The sequence below is a fragment of the Pseudomonas sp. R151218B TE3479 genome (genome assembly GCF_053629195.1).
Genome location: NZ_JBRJHV010000001.1, coordinates 3,283,032 through 3,304,306 on the forward strand (window position 1 = coordinate 3,283,032; position 21,275 = coordinate 3,304,306).

Here is a 21,275-nt window from a genome sequence, read left to right on the forward strand (position 1 = left end):
TTTGTGCCCCGGCTGGCCTGGGCATAAGCTTCGCTCCCTGTGATCGAGCCGCATTTTTTGCCCAGGAGTCCCATGTCCAGCCAGTTCCCCGAAGCACGTCCACGCCGCCTGCGCCGCAATGCAAGCCTGCGCAGCCTGTTCCAGGAAACCGAGTTCACCCTGAACGATCTGGTGCTGCCGATCTTCGTCGAAGAAGAAATCGACGATTTCGTACCGATCAAGAGCATGCCCGGCGTGGTGCGCATCCCTGAGTCGAAGCTGGCCGGTGAGATCGAGCGCTATGCCCGTGCTGGCATCAAGTCGGTGATGACCTTTGGTGTGTCCCATCACCTGGACAATGATGGCAGCGACACCTGGCGTGAGCGCGGCCTGGTGTCACGCATGGCCGGGATCTGCAAGGACGCGGTGCCGGAAATGATCGTGATGTCCGACACCTGCTTCTGTGAATACACCGACCATGGTCACTGTGGCGTGCTCCACGGCGATGAAGTGGACAACGACCGGACCTTGATCAACCTGGGCAAGCAAGCCGTGGCGGCGGCCCGCGCCGGTGCCGATGTGATCGCGCCGTCGGCGGCCATGGACGGCCAGGTGCAGGCGATTCGCAAAGCTTTGGATGAAGCCGGCTTCAGCCAGACGGCGATCATGGCCTATTCCACCAAATTCGCCTCGGCGCTGTATGGGCCGTTCCGCGAGGCCGGCGGCAGTGCGCTGAAAGGTGACCGCAAGAGCTACCAGATGAACCCGATGAACCGCCGCGAAGCCCTGCGTGAATCCCTGCTCGATGAGCAGGAAGGTGCCGATGCGCTGATGGTCAAGCCGGCCGGTGCCTACCTCGACATCATCCGCGATATTCGCCAGGCTTCGAACCTGCCGCTGTCGGCTTACCAGGTCAGTGGCGAATACGCGATGATCAAATTCGCCGCCCAGGCCGGCGCCATCGACGAAGCCCGTGTGGTTCGCGAGAGCCTTGGCGCAATCAAGCGGGCGGGGGCAGACCTGATCTTCACCTACTTCGCCATGGACCTGGCGCTGAGCGGGATCTGATCCCTGTGGGAGCGAGCTTGCTCGCGAGAGCGGTGGATCAGCTTGCATAGAAGGTGCCTGTGCTACCGTCATCGCGAGCAAGCTCGCTCCCACATGGGTTTTGGATTGGACGGAAGATCCGGGTACACCGCCATTCTCCTGTGGGAGCGAGCTTGCTCGCGAGAGCGGTGGATCAGCTTGCATAGAAGGTGCCTGTGCTACCGTCATCGCGAGCAAGCTCGCTCCCACATGGGTTTTGGATTGGACGGAAGATCCGGGTACACCGCCATTCTCCTGTGGGAGCGAGCTTGCTCGCGAGAGCGGTGGGTCAGCTTGTATCGAGGACGCCTGTGCCACCGTCATCGCGAGCAAGCTCGCTCCCACATGGGTTTTGGATTGGACGGAAGAACCGGGTACACCGCCATTCTCCCGTGGGAGTGAGCTTGCTCGCGATAGCGGTGGGTCAGCTTGTATCGAGGACGCCTGTGCCACCGTCATCGCGAGCAAGCTCGCTCCCACATGGGTTTTGGATTGGACGGAAGAACCGGGTACACCGCCATTCTCCCGTGGGAGTGAGCTTGCTCGCGATAGCGGTGGGTCAGCTTGTATCGAGGACGCCTGTGCCACCGTCATCGCGAGCAAGCTCGCTCCCACATGGGTTTTGGATTGGACGGAAGATCCGGGTACACCGCCATTCTCCTGTGGGAGCGAGCTTGCTCGCGATAGCGGTGGGTCAGCTTGTATCGAGGATGCCTGTGCCGCCGTCATCGCGAGCAGGCTCGCTCCCACATTGGGCATAGCCCGCATCCGCTTTTGATCGTATGGTTGCTCCGGAATAACGAACGCGATGGAGCACCATGCAATTCAACCAGTTGATGATCAGCCTCGCGGCGTTGCTGGCCCTGGCCGGTTGCGGCAGCCGTCAGTTGCAGGAGCCCGAGCGCCAGCCCGCCGAGGTCAAGAAGCAGATCGTGCAGTTGTTGCCGGCCAAGACGGCGGATCGTGAAGGTTGGGCGACTGACATCTACGTGGCCTTTGCGGCCCAGCAGATTCCGTCCACGACGCAGAATATCTGTGCGGTCCTGGCGGTGACCGAGCAGGAGTCGACGTTCCAGGCCGACCCACCGGTGCCGGGGCTGGGCAAGATCGCCCGTCAGGAGATCAACCGCCGTGCGGCGAAGGTGCACATTCCGGAGCTGTTGGTCAGCGGCGCGCTCCAGGTGCGCTCGCCCAATGGCAAAAGCTACAGCGACAGGCTCAACGCGGCCCGTAGCGAGAAAGAGCTGAGCGGGATCTTCGATGACTTCATTGGCATGGTGCCGCTGGGCAAGACGCTGTTCGGCGGTTTCAATCCGGTGCACACGGGTGGGCCGATGCAGGTCAGTATCGCGTTTGCCCAAGCCAATGCGCGGGATTATCCCTACACGGTGGATGGCTCGATTCGTCGCGAAGTGTTCAGTCGCCGTGGCGGGATGTATTTCGGTATCGCGCATTTGCTGGGCTATCCGGTGAACTATACCGAGCCGTTGTATCGTTTCGCCGATTTCAATGCCGGGTGGTACGCCAGTCGCAACGCGGCTTTCCAGCATGCGGTGAGTGTAGCGTCGGGCATCTCCCTGGCGCTGGATGGCGATCTGGTTGCCCATGATTCAATCATGCCGGGCAGCACGGAGTTGGCGGTACGCACGCTGGGCAAGTCGTTGGGAATGCGCAACCCGACCATTCGCGATCAATTGGAGCAGGGCGACAGCCTGGCCTTCGAGGACAGCACGCTCTACAAGCGTGTGTTCGAACTGGCTGAGCGGGCCGAGGGCAAGCCGTTGCCGCGGGCGGTATTGCCGGGGATCGTGCTCAAGAGCCCGAAAATCACGCGCAAGCTGACCACGGCGTGGTTCGCCAAGCGGGTGGATGAGCGTTATCAGCGCTGCATGGCGCGGGCGGCGGGGCGCTAGCCAGGCGTTGAGGCATGAAAAAGCCCGGCGGATGAGGCCGGGCTTTTATTGTGATGGGTTTGGGTTGGGAGTGTTCTGCAACGGTGCATCGGGTGAACTGCGCAGCGGCTGTGTGAAGGTTGCGGCCGCTGCGCGCCCGAGCGGGAGCAAGCTCCCTCGCCACGGGGTGTGTTGCCCATCATTTGCGATATTTCCAGGCATTGCGGTCAAGCAACTCATACGCGGTTTTCGATCAGACGATCGGAGCCACCTTCGGCAACGCGGCGTTCCAGCAAACGATCGGAGCCACCTTCGGCGACACGGCGCTCCAGCAGGCGGTCAGAGCCACCTTCGGCGACACGGCGTTCCAGCAGGCGGTCAGAGCCACCTTCGGCGACACGGCGTTCCAGCAGGCGGTCAGAGCCACCTTCGGCGACACGGCGTTCCAGCAGGCGATCGGAGCCACCTTCGGCGACACGGCGTTCCAGCAGGCGATCGGAGCCACCTTCGGCGACACGGCGTTCCAGCAGGCGGTCAGAGCCACCTTCGGCGACACGGTTTTCGATCAGGCGATCAGAACCGCCTTCGGCGACGACGGGTTGCGAGGAGGCGGCAAATACGTTGGCGGCCAGTACGGAGAAAGCGAGGCTGAGGATGACTTGGCGTTTCATGATGGTGTGCTCCGGGGGTGCAGTGGTTTTGTGTGGGGCCATTGTTGTCCCGGGCGACCATCAAGAGAACTTCATTGGCATGATGGTGAACATCGACGGCAGTGATAGCTCGTCAGTCCATCGATGTCGGTTGATCCAGCGAGGCTGGGCCACAACGTGCGTGTCGTCCTCCGGGTGGAACACGGCCAGGTTTGTGGGCTCTACCGGGTAACCCACAGGCAGGAGGCAAGTTCATGTATCAGTTATTCGGTTACAGGCAATCCGGTTCTGCGGCGGTGGAGATTGCCCTGGATCTTTGTGATGTGGCGTATCGGCGGGTCGATGCCTATTCGACCCAGGACAGCGACGCCGCGAAAGCACTCGAGGCACTCAACCCTCAGAAGCAGGTCCCGACCTTGCAGTTGCCGGACGGCTCGGTGCTGACCGAAGCGGCGGCGATCCTGATTCACCTCGGGCTGACCTTTCCGGCGTCGAAGCTGCTCCCTGATGACCCAACCCAGCGTGCGCAAGCCATACGGGGGCTGGTCTATATCGCAGCCAATTGCTACACGCCCATCGGCATCATCGACTTTCCGGAACGCTGGCTGGACGATGCGGATGAAGCGACTCGGCAGCGCTTGGTAGCGGGCACCCAGCAACGGCTGTACCGAAACTGGGCGCTGTTTGCCGATCAGTTCCCGGCCCGGCCGTTTCTCGGCGGTGCCGAGCCAGGGGCGATGGATATCCTGGCGGCGGTGATCACGAAGTGGAGAAACACGCGGGAGGCAATGCTGAACGCCCGTCCGGAGTTTTACGGATTGTTGGAGCGCATCGATCACCATCCGCGCGTTGCACCGATGCTGTCGTTGCATTGGCCTTTGTAGGCGCTGCCGAGCGAAGCGAGGCTGCGATCTTTGCGCTAACGCTCGAATCTCAAGCGAAAAATCAAAAGATCAAAAGATCGCAGCCTTCGGCAGCGCCTACAGGTCAAGGACAAGCCTTGCGTACAGCCGCCTGCTCAACCAAGTCGACAAATTGCTGGACGTTGTGCTGATGCGCCGTCACCAGTTCGTCGATACTGGCCCCCGCTGGCGTTTGCAGGCTGCTGCGACAGGTGAGGAGGCGGGTGTCGCCACCCAGGTTGCGCAGGCGCCATTGCACGTCCATGCGGGCATAGCGGCCGGGGATCGAATCAAAGCGCTGCACGTCCACCCGCAGCGATGATTTCGGCGCGCCAGGGTTGTTCAGTTGTTCGTCCAGGCTGCTGTGCAGTTCATCTGCCAGGCTGGCGCCCCACCATTCGGTTTCCAGGATCGCCAATCCGCTGTTGCCCTGGCGAATGACCATTTGGGTGCGATCCACCTGGGGTGGGACGCTCACCTGTTCGATCTGGATATCCACGCCGGAGCGTGACGGGCCTGTCGGCTGAGCCGGGCTCAGGGTGTGGTAATGAATCGGATCGCTGCGACAGGCGCCGAGCAGCAGTGCCACGGCGACCAAGGTGAATTTCAGCGTCAGTGGCATGGGACGGGCTCCTGTACTCATTCTTTTACCGGCAATATGAGGTTCTGTGCCGGTGCGTCCTTGGGACGACCGCGAAGCAGCGATTCGGGATGCCGGCTCAGGTAGTCCGACAGCTCGCGCAGCGAGCGCGACATGCGCCCCAGGTCGTCCAGGGTCTGGGTCAGTTGTTCGCGCTGGGGTGAATCTTCGGCCAGGGTCGAATTGGCCGATTGCAGGGTCTTGCTGACGTCTTGCAAGGTGTGTTGCACGCTTGGCAGGGTCTTGCTGTTGAACTGGGCCAGGCCTTTGCGCAGTTCCACCAGATTGCCATCCAGGTTGCCGGCGATACTCTCCAGTGGCAGCTTGTTGATCCGCTCGACCATCGTCTGCAGTTGTTCCTGCAATTGCTGGAGGCTGCCCGGGAGGGTCGGGATACGCACGGGGCGGGCGCTGGGGTCGAAGGCCACTTTTTCGGCCTTGGGGTAGAAGTCCAGCGAGATGTACAACTGCCCGGTCAGCAGGTTGCCGCTGCGGGCCTGGGCGCGCAGGCCGCGCTCGACGAAGCTGCCGATCAGGCGGGCACCGGCCGCTTCGTCTTCGGGATCATGATTGAGCGACTTGAGCAGTTTTTCATGGGCCTTGCCCAGGCGCTGAGGATAGATCACCACGCCGACGTTGACCGGAAAGCTGCGTTGCTTCTCATCGAAATCGAGGTTGATGGCCACCACCCTGCCGACTTCCACGCCGAGGAACTCCACCGGCGCGCCGACGCGCAACCCGCGCAGGGCCTGGTCGAAACGCAAGGCCAGGTATTGGCCCTTGCCATCGGGTGGGGCGAGGGCGCTCTGCTGGTCGGCAAACAGCTCGAAGGTCTTGTCTTCACTGGCGGCGCTGTCATTGGGACTGTACTCCGGTGCCCGGAACGCGATGCCGTCCAGCAACAAGGCCGAGAGCGATTCGGTCTTGACGGCGAAACCGTTGGCGCCGACGTTCACGTCCACGCCGCTGACGTTCCAGAACCGGGTGTTTTCGGTGACATACACATCGTTGGGCGCGTTGATGAACACGTCGATGTTGACGCCTTTGCCGTCGGCGTCCAAGGCGTAGGACACCACCTGGCCCACCGGGATCTTGCGCAGGTATACCGGCGAGCCGATGTCCAGCGAGCCGAGGTCCTGGGCGTGCAGGGTGAAGCGCTTGCCCGGTTCGCCATAAGTGATCGGCGGCGGGTTCTCCAGCCCCGTGAAGGATTTGGCACGTACTTTCGACTGGCCGGCGTCAGCGCCGATGAAATCACCGGACAGCAATGTGTCGATCCCCGAGATCCCGCCGGCCCCGATGCGCGGCCGTACGACCCAGAACACCGAGTCTTCGTGGGTGAAGGTGTCGGCGGTCTTGGCGAGCTTGACCGTGGCGGTGACGTTCTTCTGGTCCTGGCTCAGTTGCACGTCGGTGACCTGGCCGATGACCACGTTGCGGTATTTCACCTGGGTCTTGTTGGCGGTCAGGCCCTGGCCGGTCTTGAAGGTGATGGTGATGGTCGGGCCTTCCTGCAGCCAGTTGTGGACCACCAGGGAAACACCTACCAGCACCGCGATGATCGGCACGATCCACACCAGCGACACCGTCCAGCGCCGGGTGGTGACGTGGGCCCGGCCGGGGGCGGGTTGTTGCCCGTCAGTGGCTTGCGACTTCATTCATGACCTCCTCGGATGGTTGAGTGTCCCAGATCAGCCGGGGGTCGAAACTCATGGCCGAGAGCATGGTGAACAGCACCACGAGGCCGAAGAACAGGATACCCGGTCGAGGCTCGATATCGCTCAGTGCCTGGAACTTGACCAGGGCGGCCACCAGGGCCACCACCAGCACATCGAGCATCGACCAATAGCCGATGACTTCCACCAGCCGGTACAGCTTCGCCCGCTGGACCTGGGCCCAGGTACTGCGTCGTTGTACGGTCACCAGCAGCAGGGTCAGTACCACGAACTTGATGCCGGGTACCGCGATGCTGGCGATGAAGATGATCAGCGCGATGTCCCAGGCGCCGCTGTGCCAGAACTCGATGACCCCGCTGATGATGGTGCTGTCGGCGCCTTCGCCGAGCATCTGGGTATTCATGACCGGCAGCAGGTTGGCCGGGATGTAGAACACCAGCGCCGCGAGCATATAGGCCCAGGTGCGGGTGATGGCGTCGGGTTTACGGCGGTGCAGGGCGGCGTCGCAACGCGGGCAGGTCTGGGGGCCGTCGGCCATGTCGCAGGCCAGGCCGCAACTGTGGCACAGGCAGAGGTTCAGGTCGCGGGCCTCTGGCGGGGTGTCCTGCGGCCGGCCGTTCATAGGCTGTCCCACAGGTCGCGGACATCGCGCCCGGCAATACGGATCATCAGCAGGCTCAAGGCCGCCAGGGCGAACAGGCCGATACCCGGGAGCACATCCAGCAGGCCGGCGAGCTTGATCACCGCCACCAGCGCGCCCAGCAGGCACACCTCCAGCATGCTCCAGGGCCGCAGGGTTTCCAGGCTGCGCATGCACAGGCTGAACCCAGGCGCCCGTCGCTGGAGGTAGGCATGGCTCAGTACCCAGAGCAGCAGCGCCAGTTGGAAGGCCGGTGCAACGATGATCGCCACCGCTGTCACCAGGGCGATGAAGGTGATGGGGCCCTGGCTCAGCGCCACGATGGAGTCCCACAACGTCGCGCTGTTGCTCAGGCCCTGGAGACGGATGCTCATCACCGGGTAGAGGTTGGCGAACGCCCACAGCACCGCGGCCGTCACGCTCAAGGCCAGGCGCTGTTCGATGGTCAGGCCGTTGTAGCGCTGGATCACCGCGTGGCAGCGCACGCACGTGGCTTTTTGATGCGGGGCGAGCACAATCGGCTCGTACACCGCATCGCAATGTTCACAAATGATCAGTCGGTCGGTGGCGGCCATCGGGATGCTCGCAGGAACAACCCCTTCAATATAGAAGTGTGTTGAGAATGAGCAACCCGATGGAAAGGATCATTCGCCGCGAATGTATTGCTCCAGTTGTCGGATCAGGTCGGCCTGTTCGGCGATGGCTTCCTTGACCAGGTCGCCAATGGACAGCAGCCCGACGAGCTTGCCGTCTTCTACCACCGGCAAATGTCGCAAGTGCTTGTCGGTCATGATGCTCAGGCAGGTCTCGACATTCTGATGCGGGTCGATGGTGATCACGGGGGATACCATGATGTCGCTCACTTTCGTGCCCACTGACGAGCGACCGTGCAGGACCATTTTGCGTGCATAGTCGCGCTCGCTGATGATCCCCAGCACTTTTTCGTCCTTCACCACCAGCAAGGCGCCGACGTTCTTCTCGGCCATGCGCATCAGCGCCTGCAATACCATGTCGTCCGGTGAGATGGTGTGCACTTGCTGGTTCTTATCGTCTTTTAGCCGGAGCAACTGCGCGACGGTTTTCATGGGGAAGCCTCGGGTCGGGGTGTTGTTTTTGCTGGTTGTTAAAGCATCGTAGACCCAACGGCGCAGAGCAAGCGGTAAAGCGGCGGCCAATCGTCCAAAAGCGTCATTGCCCGGGAAATTACCACCCATCTCGTGGTCAGGCGCTGTTGTGGCGAGGGGATTTATCCCCGTTGGGCTGCGCAGCAGCCCCAATAAGCTGATGACATCGACCTGACACACCGCGCTGGCAGGTTTTTGGACTGCTTCGCAGCCCAGCGGGGATAAATCCCCTCGCCACAGGTAGAATCGTCGCCTACGCAAAATTCGAGGTTTCAGCGGTGGATTTACAGCAGGGCTTCGTCCTGACCCGGCATTGGCGCGACACCCCGGCCGGCACCGAAGTCGAATTCTGGCTGGCGACCGACGCCGGTCCCCGGCGGGTACGCCTGCCGGTGCAGACGTCGGTGGCCTTCGTGCCGCAGATCCAGCGTGGCCAGCTCGAAGCCTTGCTGCAAGGGGAGAAGGAGATAGAGCTACGCCCCCTGGACCTGCTGGATTTCGAGCATCGCCCGGTGCTGGGCCTGTATTGCCAGCAACACGCCCAACTGATGCGCCTGGACGGCACCTTGCGCCGCGCCGGTGTGGAGGTGTTCGAAGCGGACATCCGGCCACCGGAGCGCTACCTGATGGAGCGCTTCATCACCGCCCCGGTGTGGTTCGGCGGTACGCCGGCCGCCGATGGCCTGCTGGTGGATGCCCAGATGAAACCGGCGCCCGACTACCGTCCACCGTTGCGCCTGGTGTCCCTGGACATCGAAACCACTGCCCAGGGCGATTTGTATTCCATTGCCCTGGAAGGCTGCGGCGAGCGCCAGGTCTATATGCTCGGCCCCCCTAATGGCGACGATAGCGGCGTGGATTTCCAATTGGAATACTGCGAATCGCGCACGCTGCTGCTGAAGAAACTCAACGACTGGTTCGCCCGTTTCGACCCCGACGCGATCATCGGCTGGAACCTGGTGCAATTCGACCTGCGGGTGCTGCATGAACATGCCCGGCGACTGGCGGTGCCGTTGCGCCTGGGGCGCGGTGGCGAAGAAATGCAATGGCGCGAGCACGGCGCGCGCAACAATCACTTCTTCGCCTCGGCGGCAGGCCGGTTGATCATCGACGGGATCGAGTCCCTGCGCTCGGCGACCTGGAGCTTCCCGTCGTTCAGCCTGGAAAACGTCGCCCAGACGCTGCTGGGGGAGGGCAAGTCCATCGACAACCCGTACCAGCGCATGGACGAGATCAACCGCATGTTCGCCGAGGACAAGCCGGCCCTGGCCCGCTACAACCTCAAGGACTGCGAGCTGGTGACGCGGATCTTCGCCAAGACCGAGCTCCTCAAGTTCCTGCTGGAACGGGCCAGCGTCACCGGCCTGCCAGCGGACCGTAGCGGTGGTTCGGTGGCGGCCTTCACGCACCTGTACATGCCGCTGATGCACCGCCAGGGTTTTGTTGCCCCCAATCTCGGCCAGCGTCCGCCCGAGGCCAGCCCGGGTGGTTTTGTCATGGATTCCCAGCCGGGGCTCTACGAGTCGGTGCTGGTGCTGGACTACAAGAGCCTGTATCCGTCGATCATCCGCACCTTCCTGATCGACCCGGTGGGCTTGATCGAAGGGCTGCGCCACCCGGATGACCGTGAGTCGGTGCCGGGCTTTCGCGGGGCGCGCTTTTCCCGGACTCGGCATTGCCTGCCGGCCATCGTCGCGCGGGTGTCCGAAGGCCGGGAGATCGCCAAGCGCGAACACAATGCGCCGTTGTCCCAGGCGTTGAAAATCATCATGAACGCCTTTTATGGCGTGCTCGGCTCCAGTGGTTGTCGCTTCTTCGATCCGCGCCTGGCCTCGTCCATTACCCTGCGCGGCCACCAGATCATGCAGCGCACTCGCCAGTTGATCGAAGCCCAGGGCCATGTGGTGATCTATGGCGATACCGACTCGACGTTCGTCTGGTTGCGTCGTGCCCATGGTCAGGAGGAAGCGGCCAGGATCGGTCGCGAGTTGGTGGCACACGTCAACCACTGGTGGCGTGAGCAGGTGCGTGCCGAGTTCGGGTTGGAGAGCGCGCTGGAGCTGCAGTTCGAAACGCACTTCAAGCGCTTTCTGATGCCGACCATCCGGGGGGCCGAGGAGGGTAGCAAGAAACGCTACGCCGGGCTGGTGACCCGCGCCGACGGCAGCGATGAAATCGTCTACAAAGGCCTGGAAACCGTGCGTACCGACTGGTCGCCGCTGGCCCGGCAGTTCCAGCAGGAGTTGTACGAGCGGATCTTCCACCGCAAGCCCTATCAGGAGTATGTGCGCGATTATGTGCAGCAGACCCTGGCCGGTGCGTTCGATGATCGGTTGGTCTACCGCAAGCGCCTGAGACGGCCGCTGGAAGATTACGAGCGCAACGTCCCACCTCACGTGCGGGCCGCGCGGCTGGCCGATGAGTTCAACCAGCGCCAGGGCCGCCCGCGGCAATACCAGAATGGCGGCTGGATCAGCTACGTCATCACTGTCGCCGGCCCCGAGCCGCTGGAAATTCGCAGTGCGCCAATCGATTACGACCACTACGTGACCAAACAGCTGCAACCGGTGGCGGATGCGATCCTGCCGTTTGTGGATGATGATTTTTCGACATTGGTGGGAGGGCAGATGGGGTTGTTCTGACGGGAGGAGGCCCTGTTATTGGCAGGACGCCTTTGTGACGAGGGAGCTTGCTCCCGCTGGGCTCTGTAGGAGCTGGCGAAGCCTGCGATCTTTTGATCTTTTGATCATTCGCTTGAGATTCAAGTGTCAGGGGAGAGATCGCAGCCTCGTTGCACTCGACAGCTCCTACACAGCTCCTACACCATCGCCAATCGCTGCTTGCTCTGGGGCTGGGGAAATATCAGGTCCAGGGCGGCCAGATCCTGAGGTTCGAGCCTGAGACTGGCCGCTTCGGCATTCAGGCGCACATGTTCAGGTTTCACCGCCTTGGGTATGGCGATCACATTGTCCTGGCGCAGCAACCAGGCCAGTGCGACCTGCGCGGGTGTCGCCCGATGGCGTTCGGCGATTTTTCCCAGGGTGTGATCCTTGAGCAGGTGCCCGCCCTGGCCGACCGGGCAGTAAGCCATGATCGGCATGCGCCGTTGCTGGCACCAGGGCAGCAGGTCGAATTCGATGCCGCGCTCCTGCAGGTTGTACAGCACTTGGTTGGTGGCGCAGGCCGGCGAGGCCAACTCCTCGAGGTCATCGACGTCAAAGTTCGACACACCCCAACGGCCGATCTTGCCTTCTTCGCGCAGGCGTTCGAACGCTTCGACGGTTTCTGCCAAGGGGTACTGCCCGCGCCAGTGCAGCAGATAAAGGTCGATGTAATCGGTGTCGAGCCGGCGCAAGCTGCGTTCGCAGGCCAGGGGGATGCCTTTGCGACTGGCGTTGTGGGGATAGACCTTGCTCACCAGGAACACCTGGTCGCGCAGGCCGGTGATCGCTTCGCCAACGACGGTCTCCGCACCGCCTTCGGCATACATCTCCGCCGTGTCGATCAGGGTCATGCCCAGTTCGATCCCCAACCGCACGGCCGCTACTTCTTTCTTGTGATGGGACGGTTCTTCACCCATGCGCCAGGTGCCCTGGCCGATTACCGGTACGGACACACCCGCCAATTCCAGCGTCCTCATGCCTATCTCCTGTTTTTTGCTTTGACGTGTGGCAGCAGGATAGACCAAGTGTTCCCGCATGGATCGTTCCCATGCTCTGCGCGAGCCCGCAGCATCCGAACGCAACACCAACCCGTGGGAGCGAGCTTGCTCGCGAAGGCGTCGGCCCATCCAGCTTCATCACTGGCAGACACACCGCTATCGCGAGCAAGCTCGCTCCCACAAGAGCATGGGAACGATTCGGCGGGGGAATTACTTCGCGGAGAACTTCAACACCATGGTCTGGGTGTAGGTCTGGCCCGGATCAAGTCGCGTCGAAGGGAAGTTCGGCTGGTTGGGCGAGTCGGGGTAGTGCTGGGTTTCCAGGGTGAACGCGCCCCAATGCGGATAGACCTTGCCTTGCTTGCCCTTGACGGTGCCATCGAGGAAGTTGCTGGTGTAGAACTGCACGCCAGGCTCGGTGGTGTACAGCTGCAGGCGTCGTCCGGACTCCGTGTCATACACCTCGGCGGCCAGTTTGGTCACGTCACCCTTGGCGTCCAGTGCCCAGTTGAAGTCGAAGCCGCCCTGTTTCGGTTCGGCGAACTTGAGTTGTGGGTGATCAGCCTTGATATGGGTGCCGATGGCGGTGGGTTGGGTGAAATCCATCGGTGTGCCGGCCACCGGGGCCAGTTCGCCGGTGGGAATGAGTTTGCCGGTGACCGGCGTGTAGTGGGCCGCGTGCAGGGTCGCGACCTGCTCGAGTATGTCGCCGTTGCCTGCGCCGGCCAGGTTGAAATAGCTGTGGTTGGTCAGGTTCAGCACCGTGGGCTTGTCGGTGGTGGCCTTGTACTCAATGCGCAACTCGTTCTGTTCGTTGAGGCTATAGGTGACGTCGGTTTTCAGTGCACCGGGAAAGCCCATCTCGCCATCGGGTGACAGGTAGGTCAGGGTGACGCCCACCGAGTCCTTGGCATTATGGGGTTGGGCCTTCCAGACACGCTTGTCGAACCCTTGCGGCCCGCCGTGCAAGGAATTGCCATGGTCGTTCTGTGGCACTTGGTAACGCTTGCCGTCCAGCTCGAAAGCCCCGTCGGCCAGGCGGTTGCCGAAACGGCCGATGGTCGCGCCGAAATACACGCTGCCATTCTTCTGGTAACCCTGCACATCGTCGAAACCGAGCACGATGTCGGCGACCTTGCCGTTTTTGTCCGGCACGCTCAATGACTGGAGGATGCCGCCATAGGTGATGACCGTGGCCTCCATGCCATGGCTGTTGCGCAGTACGAATTTTTCCACCGCCGTGCCGTCGTCGGTCTTGCCGAACGCGCCGCGTTCATTGGTCAGGCCGGCAGCCTGGGAAGCCGAGGTGGCGATCATCAGAGACACTCCGAGGGCCGTGAGCAGTTGTTTTGATTCAAGCATGGTGACCTTCCTTCCTGTTGTTTTGTTGTTGTTTTAACGCGGGTCGAGTCCGTTACTGGTCGGACAGCGATGAAGGCTTTTGTGTCTAGTAGTCTTTCTATTTAAAGGATGAAAAGGGATTTATAGCCATAAATGAAGATTTATCAATTAAAAAGTAAGACTAATTAGGCAAAAAAGACTTTGCTAAAGGGCGAGGATTTTCTCTGGACACTGCACTTTTGCGATTTTTGCCGCTCTATCCATGGCCTGGAAGCGGCGACCCCCGTCGCTTCCCCCTGCCCAGATTGAGACTCGATGGCCGGTGTTTTTTCTTCTGTGACGAGGTTGCACCGTGCCTGCATGGCAGGGTTGGTCGGTGTGTCGATGCTGCTCAGCGGCGGCTGCAGCCATCAGCAGGGGCAGGACATGGTCACGCAGTTCAGCAACGCCAAGCCCCAGGAGTTCTTGCAGACCAGTGTCGACCGCATGGCAACGTTGGCCATGCACGACAACCTGCAAAGCCTCTACCTGCTGATGAGCAAGCTTTATCTGCGCAACCCCGAGGAGTTGCGCAAATCCGGCTTTCTTGACGCCCGCACCGCGGAAAAACAGGTGCGCATGGCCATTGAGCAGCAACAACCCTTGCCGACCCTGGGTGGCAAGAAGGATCTGGCCGCCCTGAGCTATGCCATGAGCCCGGAGTTTCTCGGTGATCGGGTCGGGGCGTTCATCTATGCCATCGGCAGCATGTTGGTCACCGCTCATGGCAATCGCCTCGAGTTCTACATGACCGACACCATCGACCCGCGTTTTGTCAGCAATGCGGCGCGCAACATCGAAAAAGCCACCTGGCTGCTTAGCCAGCGGCAGAACAAGGACGGCAAGCCGCTGCTGTTTTCCAATGAGATTTCGGAGGAGGGCAGCAACCTGAGTTTTGCCGTCGAGTTCGGGAAAATTGTTGCCCGATTGGACCTGCTGACCCAGATGCTCGACGAGCGCTACCGGCGTATCGGTTTGAATTACGCCCAGAGCCTGCTGTTCCTCAATTTCCTGCCGGTTCAGTGATTAGTGGTGAAAAGGAATAAAGATAGATCATATCGATATAGGGAGTTATAAGAAAAATCGCTATGCTCGCGGCCAGATTTTTCATGCGGTCGTGCTGAGACGGGTTTAATGGATTTCGGTAATGTCGGTTTAGTCGTTGCGGGCCTGGTGGTCGGCTTCATCGTTGGAATGACCGGCGTCGGCGGTGGTTCGCTGATGACCCCGATCCTGTTGTGGTTTGGTATCAACCCGGCGACGGCAGTGGGTACGGACCTGCTGTATGCGGCCATTACCAAGTCTGGCGGTGTGTTGGTTCATGCCAAGAACCGCAACATCGACTGGGCCATCACCGGCTGGTTGACGTTGGGCAGCGTGCCGGCGGTCGGCTTGACCTTGTGGTTCCTCAGCAGCCTGCACAGCTCGCCCGACGCCATGAACGCGGTGATCAAGCAAGCCTTGGGCTTCGTGTTGTTCGCCACTGCCCTGGCAATCCTGTTCAAGAAACGTCTGCTGCAATTCGCCCACGACCGTGCCGGTGGTCATTACAACCCCTCTGGCGCGCGTCTCAATGTGCTGACGGTCATCACCGGCCTCGTGCTGGGGACTATGGTCGCGTTGACGTCCATCGGCGCCGGCGCCCTGGGCACAGTCGCGCTGTTCATTCTCTACCCGTTCCTCGTCACCAAGCGCCTGGTGGGCACAGAGATCGCCCACGCCGTGCCGCTGACCCTGGTCGCTGGCCTGGGCCATGCGAGCATGGGCAACATGGACTGGCACATCCTGGGCTTCCTGCTGATCGGTTCGTTGCCGGGGATCTACCTGGGCAGTCATTTGTCCGGACGTATCTCCGACGAGTTGCTGCGCCCCTGCCTGGCGGTGATGCTGGCGATGATCGGGTTCAAGCTGGCGTTCTAGAACGATCACTCCCGTTCCACTGTGGGAGCGAGCTTGCTCGCGATAGCAGCATGACAGTCAACACCGAAGTCGACGGGGCGATCGCTATCGCGAGCAAGCTCGCTCCCACAGTGGTCCCCGTTCCAACTCTCGCGCCGAACTCTCCTCACGGTTGCGCGATGATCCCCCTGGCCTAAGCTTCAAGGCAGGCAGGCGCAGTATCGAGCGACTCTCGCGGAACAATCGCCGCCCTGTGCAATCAGTACAGCGTAAATATCAAAAGGAGAGGCGCATGCTCATTCGGTCGTTGACCTTCGCTACCTTGCTGGCCATCGCCGGCCCCCTGTTCGCTGCCGATGGCGACTCCCCCCTGGTGGCGGATGCAGGCAAGGCTCGTCCCCTGATCGTCATCGCGCCCAGTACGGTCGACCCGGCCTGGGTCAGCCTGAAAAAGGCCTTGGATGAACCGGCGGGCAAGCAGGGTTTTTCCGAGCGCAATATGGTCCTCTACACCGTGCTCAATACCATTGGGCAGCGTGATGGCAAGGACCTGGACCCGCAAAGCACCATGGCGCTGATCCGCTCCCTCAAGTTGGGTGCCGGGGCCCAGACCAAGATCATCCTGGTGGGCAAGGACGGGGAAAAGAAGCTTGAGCATTCCGGGGCGATCGAATTGAAAGACCTCTTCGACACCGTCGATAAACTCCCCGCCGCGGAAAAGGAAGCGACGCCCCCGGCGCCACCTCCCGCGCCGGAGCCCGCACCGGCCAAGGATGCGAAAGGCACCAAGCCTGGTAAGGCAACCAAGCCGGCGGTGGCGAAGCCATTGGAGGATTGATTTCCAATAGCTCCGAAAGCCCTTGTGGCGAGGGGATTTATCCCCGCTGGGGCGCGAAGCGGCCCTGGAATTTTGGCAATCTGGCGTGTCAGACAGATCGGGGTGACCGCTTAGGAGGGCTGCTGCGCAGCCCAGCGGGGATAAATCCCCTCGCCACAGCGGGACTTGTCGCCCTTGTTATTGGCCATCCAGCGCCATCAGGATCTGGTGCGCCGCCTTCACCCGTTCCTCGATCGGGTAGTTCCTGTTGGCAAGCATGACGATCCCCATGTCCTTCCCGGGCACGAACGCTGCGTACGCGCCGAAACCGTTGGTGGAGCCGGTCTTGTTGATCCAGGCGCCGTCCGGCGCCGGGCGGGGCGGGTCGAGAGGTTCGGTTTTTTGTGGGGCCAGGGCCATCTGCGGTGTGTTGCCGGCGAGCAGGTCGTCCAAGGTGAACGGCGCGGGGTAGAACTCCCATCCGAGCCCCTGATTCATTCCGCCAACCTTATAGAAACCCGTATGCGTCGTGGCGATGGCTTGCTTCAGGTCCGCGTCCAGTTTTTCAGGTCGCAGGTTGGCCTCGACGAAACGAATCAGGTCCGTTGAACTGATCTTGACCCCGTAGGCTTCGGAATCCAATGCGCCGGCGCCGACTCGCACAGGCTTGCCGTCCTTTGCATAGCCTTGGGCGTATCGGCCCATCTGATCCTGCGGTACCCGCACATAGCTGTGCTTGAGGCCCAACCCAGGCATCAGCGTGCGCTCCATCACCTCGTCAAATGGCCGGCCCAGGCTGCGGGCCGCCAGATAGCCGAACAGGCCGATGCTCGGGTTTGAGTAGAGCCGCTGGGTGCCGGCCGGGTAGAGCGGTTTCCAGTTCTTGTAGTAACTGAACATCCGGTCCGGATGATCCGCCTCGTCGGGAAACTGCAATGGCAGGCCGCCGGCGGTGTAGGTGGCAAGGTCGAGCAGGCGGGTGCCCTCCAAGGCGCTGCCGCGCAGCTCCGGGGCAAAGCGACTGGCCGGATCCGCCAGGGACAGTTTGCCCTGGGCCTGGGCATAGGCGCCGAGGGTAGCGGTGAAGGTCTTGCTGACCGAGCCGATTTCGAAAAGGGTCTGGTCGGTGACCGGCTTTTTCGTGTCCTTGGAGACCACGCCGTAGTTGAAATAATGGCGTTGACCGTTGTAGGTGATCGCCACGGCCATGCCGGCGATGTCCTGTTGTTTCATCAAGGGCTGGATGACGGCATTGACCGTGTCTTCAATGCGTTCCTGAGCAAAGCCTACGGGCATCCCGCAGACCAGCAAAAAAATCCCCGCGATTATCGATCTGGCAATTGGCATGGTGCAGCGTTCTCGTTGGCCTTCCTGGAGGGGGCTCAATCTAGGGCGTTTTTGGCGGCCCGGCAATCCGAGGCTATCGGGCCGGGGGGATGTTTCTGAGTTGTCTGACGGGGCCACGGGAACCTTCCCACAAAACGGTCGGGTTGCCCGACGCGACCGGACCTCAAGCCAAACCACACAAAGCGGCGGCCGCCGGGTAAACTCGCGGCTCTTTCTAAAGGAGTTCACATGAGTTACTACCAGCCCGGCATTCTCGCCACCCCTGTTCCGCCTCAGGCCCGTCATTTGTTTTTTGCCTTGGAATCGGTCGAGGCATTGCCGGCTGCGCTAGACAAACTCCTGTTGTCGCTCGATGGCCGGGCCGTGATCGGCTTTGGCGAATCGCTGGTCCAGGCGCTGGGTGCCCAGGTCGCTGGCCTGCGGGCTTTTCCGGCGTTGACGGGCGTAGGCGTGGACAACCCCTCGACCCAACATGCCCTGTGGTGCTGGCTGCACGGTGAGGACCGCGGCGAGCTGATGCACCGCAGCCGCGTCATCGAAGCAGCACTGGCCCCGGCGCTGCGCCTGGTGCAGATGAACGAAACTTTCCGCCACATGACCGGCCATGACCTGACCGGCTATGAAGACGGCACCGAAAACCCCCACGACGAAGCGGCCATCGCCGCCGCCCTGGCCCAGGGCGCCGACGGGGTCCGCGGTGGCAGTTTCGCCGCGATCCAGCAGTGGCAACACGACCTGGACGGTTTCGCAGCGATGCAGCCCCATGAGCGCGACAACATCATGGGCCGGCGCCTGAGCGACAACGAAGAAATCGACGACGCGCCGGAATCGGCCCACGTCAAGCGCACCGCCCAGGAAAGCTTTGCCCCGGAGGCATTCGTGGTCCGTCGGTCCATGCCCTGGATCGAAGGCGACCGTGCAGGGCTGATGTTCCTGGCGTTCGGTTTCTCCCTCGATGCCTTCGAGGCCCAATTGCGGCGCATGAGCGGCCTGGAAGACGGCATCACCGACGGCTTGTACCGCATGAGCCGACCGATCACCGGCGGCTATTACTGGTGCCCGCCGTTGCGGGACGGACGCCTGGATCTGCGCGCCTTGGCCCGGTAGGCGCCGCGGTTTGTGCAAAGCGTGACGTGAACGCTATCCTTGGGCCGGACGTCTATCCGTGGAATGGGAGAAGCAAGCGTGGATAAAGTCATCGTCATCACCGGTGGCGGCCGCGGAATCGGGGCGGCCACGGCGCTGTTGGCTGCCGAGTTGGGCTATCGGATCTGCATCAACTACCAGTCCGATGAAAGCGCCGCGCAAGAGGTGCTCGAACAGGTCCGGGCCAAGGGGGCGCAGGCGATTGCCGTGCGCGCCGATGTCAGCATCGAGGACGAAGTGATCGCCCTGTTCAGTCGGGTGGATGCCGAGCTCGGCCGTGTCACCGCCCTGGTGAACAACGCTGGCACGGTCGCCCACAAGTCCCGGCTCGATGAGATGTCCGAATTTCGCATTCTCAAGATTCTGAAGACCAACGTGCTGGGCCCGATTCTCTGCGCCAAGCACGCGGTGCTGCGCATGTCGCCCCGGCATGGCGGGCAGGGCGGCAGCATCGTCAACGTCTCGTCGGTGGCCGCTCGCCTGGGCTCACCCAACGAGTACATCGACTACGCGGCCTCCAAGGGCGCCTTGGACACGTTCACCATTGGCTTGTCCAAGGAAGTGGCCGGCGAAGGCATTCGCGTCAACGCGGTGCGTCCCGGCTACATCTACACCGACTTTCATGCCCTGAGCGGCGATCCGGACCGGGTCAGCAAGCTGGAATCGGCGATTCCCATGGCCCGGGGCGGCCGGCCGGATGAAGTCGCCGAGGCGATTATCTGGCTGCTGTCGGACAAGGCTTCCTACGCCACCGGGACATTTGTGGACCTGGGGGGTGGGCGCTGACCCCCGGGTTGTCTGGTCTGGCCCCATCGCGAGCAAGCTCGCTCCCACAGGGGACGGTGTTCCAATGTGGGAGCGAGCTTGCTCGCGATGGCGTCCTGACCGACAACCCCTATCAAAACGATCGAATAATCCGCCCCAACGTCTCCATGGCTTTTTCCGAGGTCTCGGTCCACGGGCTGCCGTAATTCAAGCGAATGCAATTCCTGAAACGTCGGGTCGGTGAAAAGATCGGCCCCGGGGCGATGCTGATGCCTTGGGCCAGGGCCATCTGGAACAGTTTCAGCGAATCCATCCGTTCCGGCAGCTCCAGCCACAGGAAGTAGCCGCCCGCCGGCTGGCTGACCCGGGTCTGGGCCGGGAAATAGCGGGCGATGGCGGCCAGCATCGCGCTTTGCTGTTCTTCCAGGGCGTAGCGCAGTTTGCGCAGGTGGCGGTCGTAGCCGCCGTGTTGCAGGTAGTCGGCGATGGCGGCCTGGGCCGGCATCGAGGCGCACAGCGAGGTCATGAGCTTGAGCCGTTCGATTTTCTGCGCGTAGCGCCCGGCCGCCACCCAGCCGATGCGATAGCCCGGCGCCAGGCTCTTGGCGAACGAACCGCAATGCATCACCAGCCCTTCGGTGTCGAACGCCTTGGCGGGTTTGGGGGCCTGCTGGCCGTAATAGAGCTCGGCGTACACGTCATCTTCGATCAACGGCACCTGGTGGCGGCGTAACAGTTCCACCAGGGCCTTTTTCCTTTCCTCGGGCATGGTCGCGCCTATGGGGTTCTGGAAACTGGTCATGCACCAGCAGGCCTTGATCGGATGGCGTTCGAGGGTCTGTTCCAACACCTCCAGGTCGATGCCGTCGCGTGGATGGACGGGGATTTCCACGGCTTTGAGCTTGAGTCGTTCCAGCACTTGCAGGCTGGCGTAGAACGCCGGTGCCTCGATCGCCACCAGGTCGCCGGGTTCGGTCACGGCTTGCAGGCACAGGTTCAAGGCTTCCAGGGCGCCGTTGGTGACCAGCAGTTCCTCCATGGGCAGCATCAATCCGCCGACCATGTAGCGCAACGCGATCTGTCGACGCAATTGTGGATTACCTGGCGACATGTCCGTGACCACTACCCGTGGGTCCATGTCCCGTGTGGCGCTGGACAGCGAGCGAGACAAGCGTTGCAACGGAAACAGCATCGGGCTGGGGAATGCCGAGCCGAACGGTACGGTGGCCGGGTCCTTGATCGAGTCCAGCACCGAAAACACCAGTTCGCTGACGTCCACTTCGGTGGATTCGTGCACCTGGGGGCTGATGGCCGGTTCGGAAAACGGGCTCGGCGCATGGGTGTTGACGAAATAGCCCGAGCGTGGCCGGGCGCGGATCAGGCCGCGGCGCTCCAGCAGATAATAGGCCTGGAACACGGTGGACGGGCTGACGCCGTAGGTCTGGCTGGCATAACGCACCGAGGGTACGCGCTGGCCGGGCCCCAGCATGCCGGAGCGGATCAGTTCAGCGATGTCGTCGGCGAATTTTTCATAGCGTTTCATGGCGGGCCCAGTCTTGGGTGGCATGTGTGGACTTCACTGTGGGGCGAGCTTGCTCCGGGCGGCGTTCCGACGATGACGGAGGCACATGAACCACCGCTATCGCGAGCAAGCTCGCTCCCCACAGGGCG

Annotated in this window: 19 protein-coding genes; 9 read left to right on the top strand and 10 right to left on the bottom strand. The window is 62.0% G+C overall.

The window, feature by feature from the left end; genetic code table 11:
• Window positions 1-72: 72 nt before the first annotated feature.
• Both hemB and AB7M32_RS14645 read left to right on the top strand, forming a co-directional pair.
• Window positions 73-1,047 (top strand): porphobilinogen synthase, encoded by a 975-nt coding sequence (gene hemB / locus AB7M32_RS14640; protein ID WP_158455402.1) that lies wholly within the window; start codon window positions 73-75, stop codon window positions 1,045-1,047.
• 836 nt (window positions 1,048-1,883) lie between these two features.
• Entirely contained in the window at window positions 1,884-2,978 is a 1,095-nt protein-coding gene (locus AB7M32_RS14645) for a DUF1615 domain-containing protein (RefSeq protein ID WP_454250317.1), read from the top strand.
• 215 nt (window positions 2,979-3,193) lie between these two features.
• On the opposite strand, the gene AB7M32_RS14650 is transcribed toward AB7M32_RS14645, so the two are convergent.
• Window positions 3,194-3,628 (bottom strand): phage infection protein, encoded by a 435-nt coding sequence (locus AB7M32_RS14650; RefSeq protein WP_454250318.1) that lies wholly within the window; start codon window positions 3,626-3,628, stop codon window positions 3,194-3,196.
• A 233-nt stretch (window positions 3,629-3,861) separates the two neighbouring features.
• On the opposite strand from AB7M32_RS14650, the gene AB7M32_RS14655 reads away from it, so the two are divergent.
• A complete protein-coding gene (locus AB7M32_RS14655; RefSeq protein WP_454250319.1) occupies window positions 3,862-4,491 on the top strand; it encodes a glutathione S-transferase family protein in 630 nt (209 codons plus the stop codon).
• Between the two features lie 103 nt (window positions 4,492-4,594).
• Here the strand turns inward: AB7M32_RS14655 and AB7M32_RS14660 are convergent, their stop codons facing one another.
• From AB7M32_RS14660 to AB7M32_RS14680, 5 genes are all read right to left on the bottom strand, one after another.
• Window positions 4,595-5,131 (bottom strand): PqiC family protein, encoded by a 537-nt coding sequence (locus AB7M32_RS14660; protein ID WP_454250320.1) that lies wholly within the window; start codon window positions 5,129-5,131, stop codon window positions 4,595-4,597.
• Window positions 5,132-5,148: 17 nt separating this feature from the next.
• Window positions 5,149-6,807 (bottom strand): PqiB family protein, encoded by a 1,659-nt coding sequence (locus tag AB7M32_RS14665; RefSeq protein WP_454250321.1) that lies wholly within the window; start codon window positions 6,805-6,807, stop codon window positions 5,149-5,151.
• Entirely contained in the window at window positions 6,788-7,447 is a 660-nt protein-coding gene (locus AB7M32_RS14670) for a paraquat-inducible protein A (protein ID WP_072405287.1), read from the bottom strand. Before AB7M32_RS14670 ends, AB7M32_RS14665 begins: the two co-directional genes overlap by 20 nt.
• Entirely contained in the window at window positions 7,444-8,040 is a 597-nt protein-coding gene (locus AB7M32_RS14675) for a paraquat-inducible protein A (protein ID WP_454250322.1), read from the bottom strand. Before AB7M32_RS14675 ends, AB7M32_RS14670 begins: the two co-directional genes overlap by 4 nt.
• A 69-nt stretch (window positions 8,041-8,109) precedes the next feature.
• Complete coding sequence (locus tag AB7M32_RS14680) at window positions 8,110-8,550, bottom strand: CBS domain-containing protein (RefSeq protein WP_060738251.1); 441 nt, start codon at window positions 8,548-8,550, stop codon at window positions 8,110-8,112.
• Window positions 8,551-8,867: 317 nt separating this feature from the next.
• Between AB7M32_RS14680 and AB7M32_RS14685 the strand changes: the two genes are divergently transcribed.
• On the top strand, window positions 8,868-11,231 hold the full coding sequence (locus tag AB7M32_RS14685) for a DNA polymerase II (protein ID WP_454250323.1): 2,364 nt from the start codon (window positions 8,868-8,870) through the stop codon (window positions 11,229-11,231).
• 176 nt (window positions 11,232-11,407) lie between these two features.
• Here the strand turns inward: AB7M32_RS14685 and AB7M32_RS14690 are convergent, their stop codons facing one another.
• Both AB7M32_RS14690 and AB7M32_RS14695 read right to left on the bottom strand, forming a co-directional pair.
• Window positions 11,408-12,229, bottom strand: coding sequence for an aldo/keto reductase (locus AB7M32_RS14690; protein WP_454250324.1), 822 nt, complete (start codon window positions 12,227-12,229; stop codon window positions 11,408-11,410).
• Window positions 12,230-12,460: 231 nt separating this feature from the next.
• A complete protein-coding gene (locus AB7M32_RS14695; protein ID WP_454250325.1) occupies window positions 12,461-13,612 on the bottom strand; it encodes an aldose epimerase family protein in 1,152 nt (383 codons plus the stop codon).
• A gap of 339 nt (window positions 13,613-13,951) precedes the next feature.
• On the opposite strand from AB7M32_RS14695, the gene AB7M32_RS14700 reads away from it, so the two are divergent.
• From AB7M32_RS14700 to AB7M32_RS14710, 3 genes are all read left to right on the top strand, one after another.
• Window positions 13,952-14,656, top strand: a complete 705-nt coding sequence (locus tag AB7M32_RS14700; protein WP_454250326.1) for a hypothetical protein — start codon at window positions 13,952-13,954, stop codon at window positions 14,654-14,656.
• 108 nt (window positions 14,657-14,764) lie between these two features.
• Window positions 14,765-15,550, top strand: a complete 786-nt coding sequence (locus AB7M32_RS14705; protein ID WP_053183477.1) for a sulfite exporter TauE/SafE family protein — start codon at window positions 14,765-14,767, stop codon at window positions 15,548-15,550.
• Between the two features lie 271 nt (window positions 15,551-15,821).
• Window positions 15,822-16,367, top strand: a complete 546-nt coding sequence (locus AB7M32_RS14710; protein ID WP_454250327.1) for a DUF4174 domain-containing protein — start codon at window positions 15,822-15,824, stop codon at window positions 16,365-16,367.
• A gap of 177 nt (window positions 16,368-16,544) precedes the next feature.
• Here AB7M32_RS14710 and ampC read toward each other — a convergent pair whose 3' ends face one another.
• Window positions 16,545-17,693, bottom strand: a complete 1,149-nt coding sequence (ampC, locus tag AB7M32_RS14715) for a class C beta-lactamase (protein ID WP_454250328.1) — start codon at window positions 17,691-17,693, stop codon at window positions 16,545-16,547.
• A gap of 228 nt (window positions 17,694-17,921) precedes the next feature.
• Between ampC and AB7M32_RS14720 the strand changes: the two genes are divergently transcribed.
• A complete protein-coding gene (locus AB7M32_RS14720) occupies window positions 17,922-18,800 on the top strand; it encodes a Dyp-type peroxidase (protein WP_454250329.1) in 879 nt (292 codons plus the stop codon).
• A 78-nt stretch (window positions 18,801-18,878) separates the two neighbouring features.
• Entirely contained in the window at window positions 18,879-19,625 is a 747-nt protein-coding gene (locus AB7M32_RS14725; protein ID WP_454250330.1) for an SDR family oxidoreductase, read from the top strand.
• A gap of 112 nt (window positions 19,626-19,737) precedes the next feature.
• On the opposite strand, the gene mapR is transcribed toward AB7M32_RS14725, so the two are convergent.
• Complete coding sequence (gene mapR, locus AB7M32_RS14730) at window positions 19,738-21,147, bottom strand: GntR family transcriptional regulator MpaR (RefSeq protein WP_454250331.1); 1,410 nt, start codon at window positions 21,145-21,147, stop codon at window positions 19,738-19,740.
• Between the last annotated feature and the right edge of the window lie 128 nt (window positions 21,148-21,275).

Coding starts and splice junctions, on each gene's coding strand:
- hemB (WP_158455402.1), top strand. CDS start 73: ATGTCCAGCCAGTTCCCCGAAGCACGTCCACGCCGCCTGCGCCGCAAT.
- AB7M32_RS14645 (WP_454250317.1), top strand. CDS start 1,884: ATGCAATTCAACCAGTTGATGATCAGCCTCGCGGCGTTGCTGGCCCTG.
- AB7M32_RS14650 (WP_454250318.1), bottom strand. CDS start 3,628: ATGAAACGCCAAGTCATCCTCAGCCTCGCTTTCTCCGTACTGGCCGCC.
- AB7M32_RS14655 (WP_454250319.1), top strand. CDS start 3,862: ATGTATCAGTTATTCGGTTACAGGCAATCCGGTTCTGCGGCGGTGGAG.
- AB7M32_RS14660 (WP_454250320.1), bottom strand. CDS start 5,131: ATGCCACTGACGCTGAAATTCACCTTGGTCGCCGTGGCACTGCTGCTC.
- AB7M32_RS14665 (WP_454250321.1), bottom strand. CDS start 6,807: ATGAAGTCGCAAGCCACTGACGGGCAACAACCCGCCCCCGGCCGGGCC.
- AB7M32_RS14670 (WP_072405287.1), bottom strand. CDS start 7,447: ATGAACGGCCGGCCGCAGGACACCCCGCCAGAGGCCCGCGACCTGAAC.
- AB7M32_RS14675 (WP_454250322.1), bottom strand. CDS start 8,040: ATGGCCGCCACCGACCGACTGATCATTTGTGAACATTGCGATGCGGTG.
- AB7M32_RS14680 (WP_060738251.1), bottom strand. CDS start 8,550: ATGAAAACCGTCGCGCAGTTGCTCCGGCTAAAAGACGATAAGAACCAG.
- AB7M32_RS14690 (WP_454250324.1), bottom strand. CDS start 12,229: ATGAGGACGCTGGAATTGGCGGGTGTGTCCGTACCGGTAATCGGCCAG.
- AB7M32_RS14695 (WP_454250325.1), bottom strand. CDS start 13,612: ATGCTTGAATCAAAACAACTGCTCACGGCCCTCGGAGTGTCTCTGATG.
- AB7M32_RS14700 (WP_454250326.1), top strand. CDS start 13,952: ATGGCAGGGTTGGTCGGTGTGTCGATGCTGCTCAGCGGCGGCTGCAGC.
- AB7M32_RS14705 (WP_053183477.1), top strand. CDS start 14,765: ATGGATTTCGGTAATGTCGGTTTAGTCGTTGCGGGCCTGGTGGTCGGC.
- AB7M32_RS14710 (WP_454250327.1), top strand. CDS start 15,822: ATGCTCATTCGGTCGTTGACCTTCGCTACCTTGCTGGCCATCGCCGGC.
- ampC (WP_454250328.1), bottom strand. CDS start 17,693: ATGCCAATTGCCAGATCGATAATCGCGGGGATTTTTTTGCTGGTCTGC.
- AB7M32_RS14720 (WP_454250329.1), top strand. CDS start 17,922: ATGAGTTACTACCAGCCCGGCATTCTCGCCACCCCTGTTCCGCCTCAG.
- mapR (WP_454250331.1), bottom strand. CDS start 21,147: ATGAAACGCTATGAAAAATTCGCCGACGACATCGCTGAACTGATCCGC.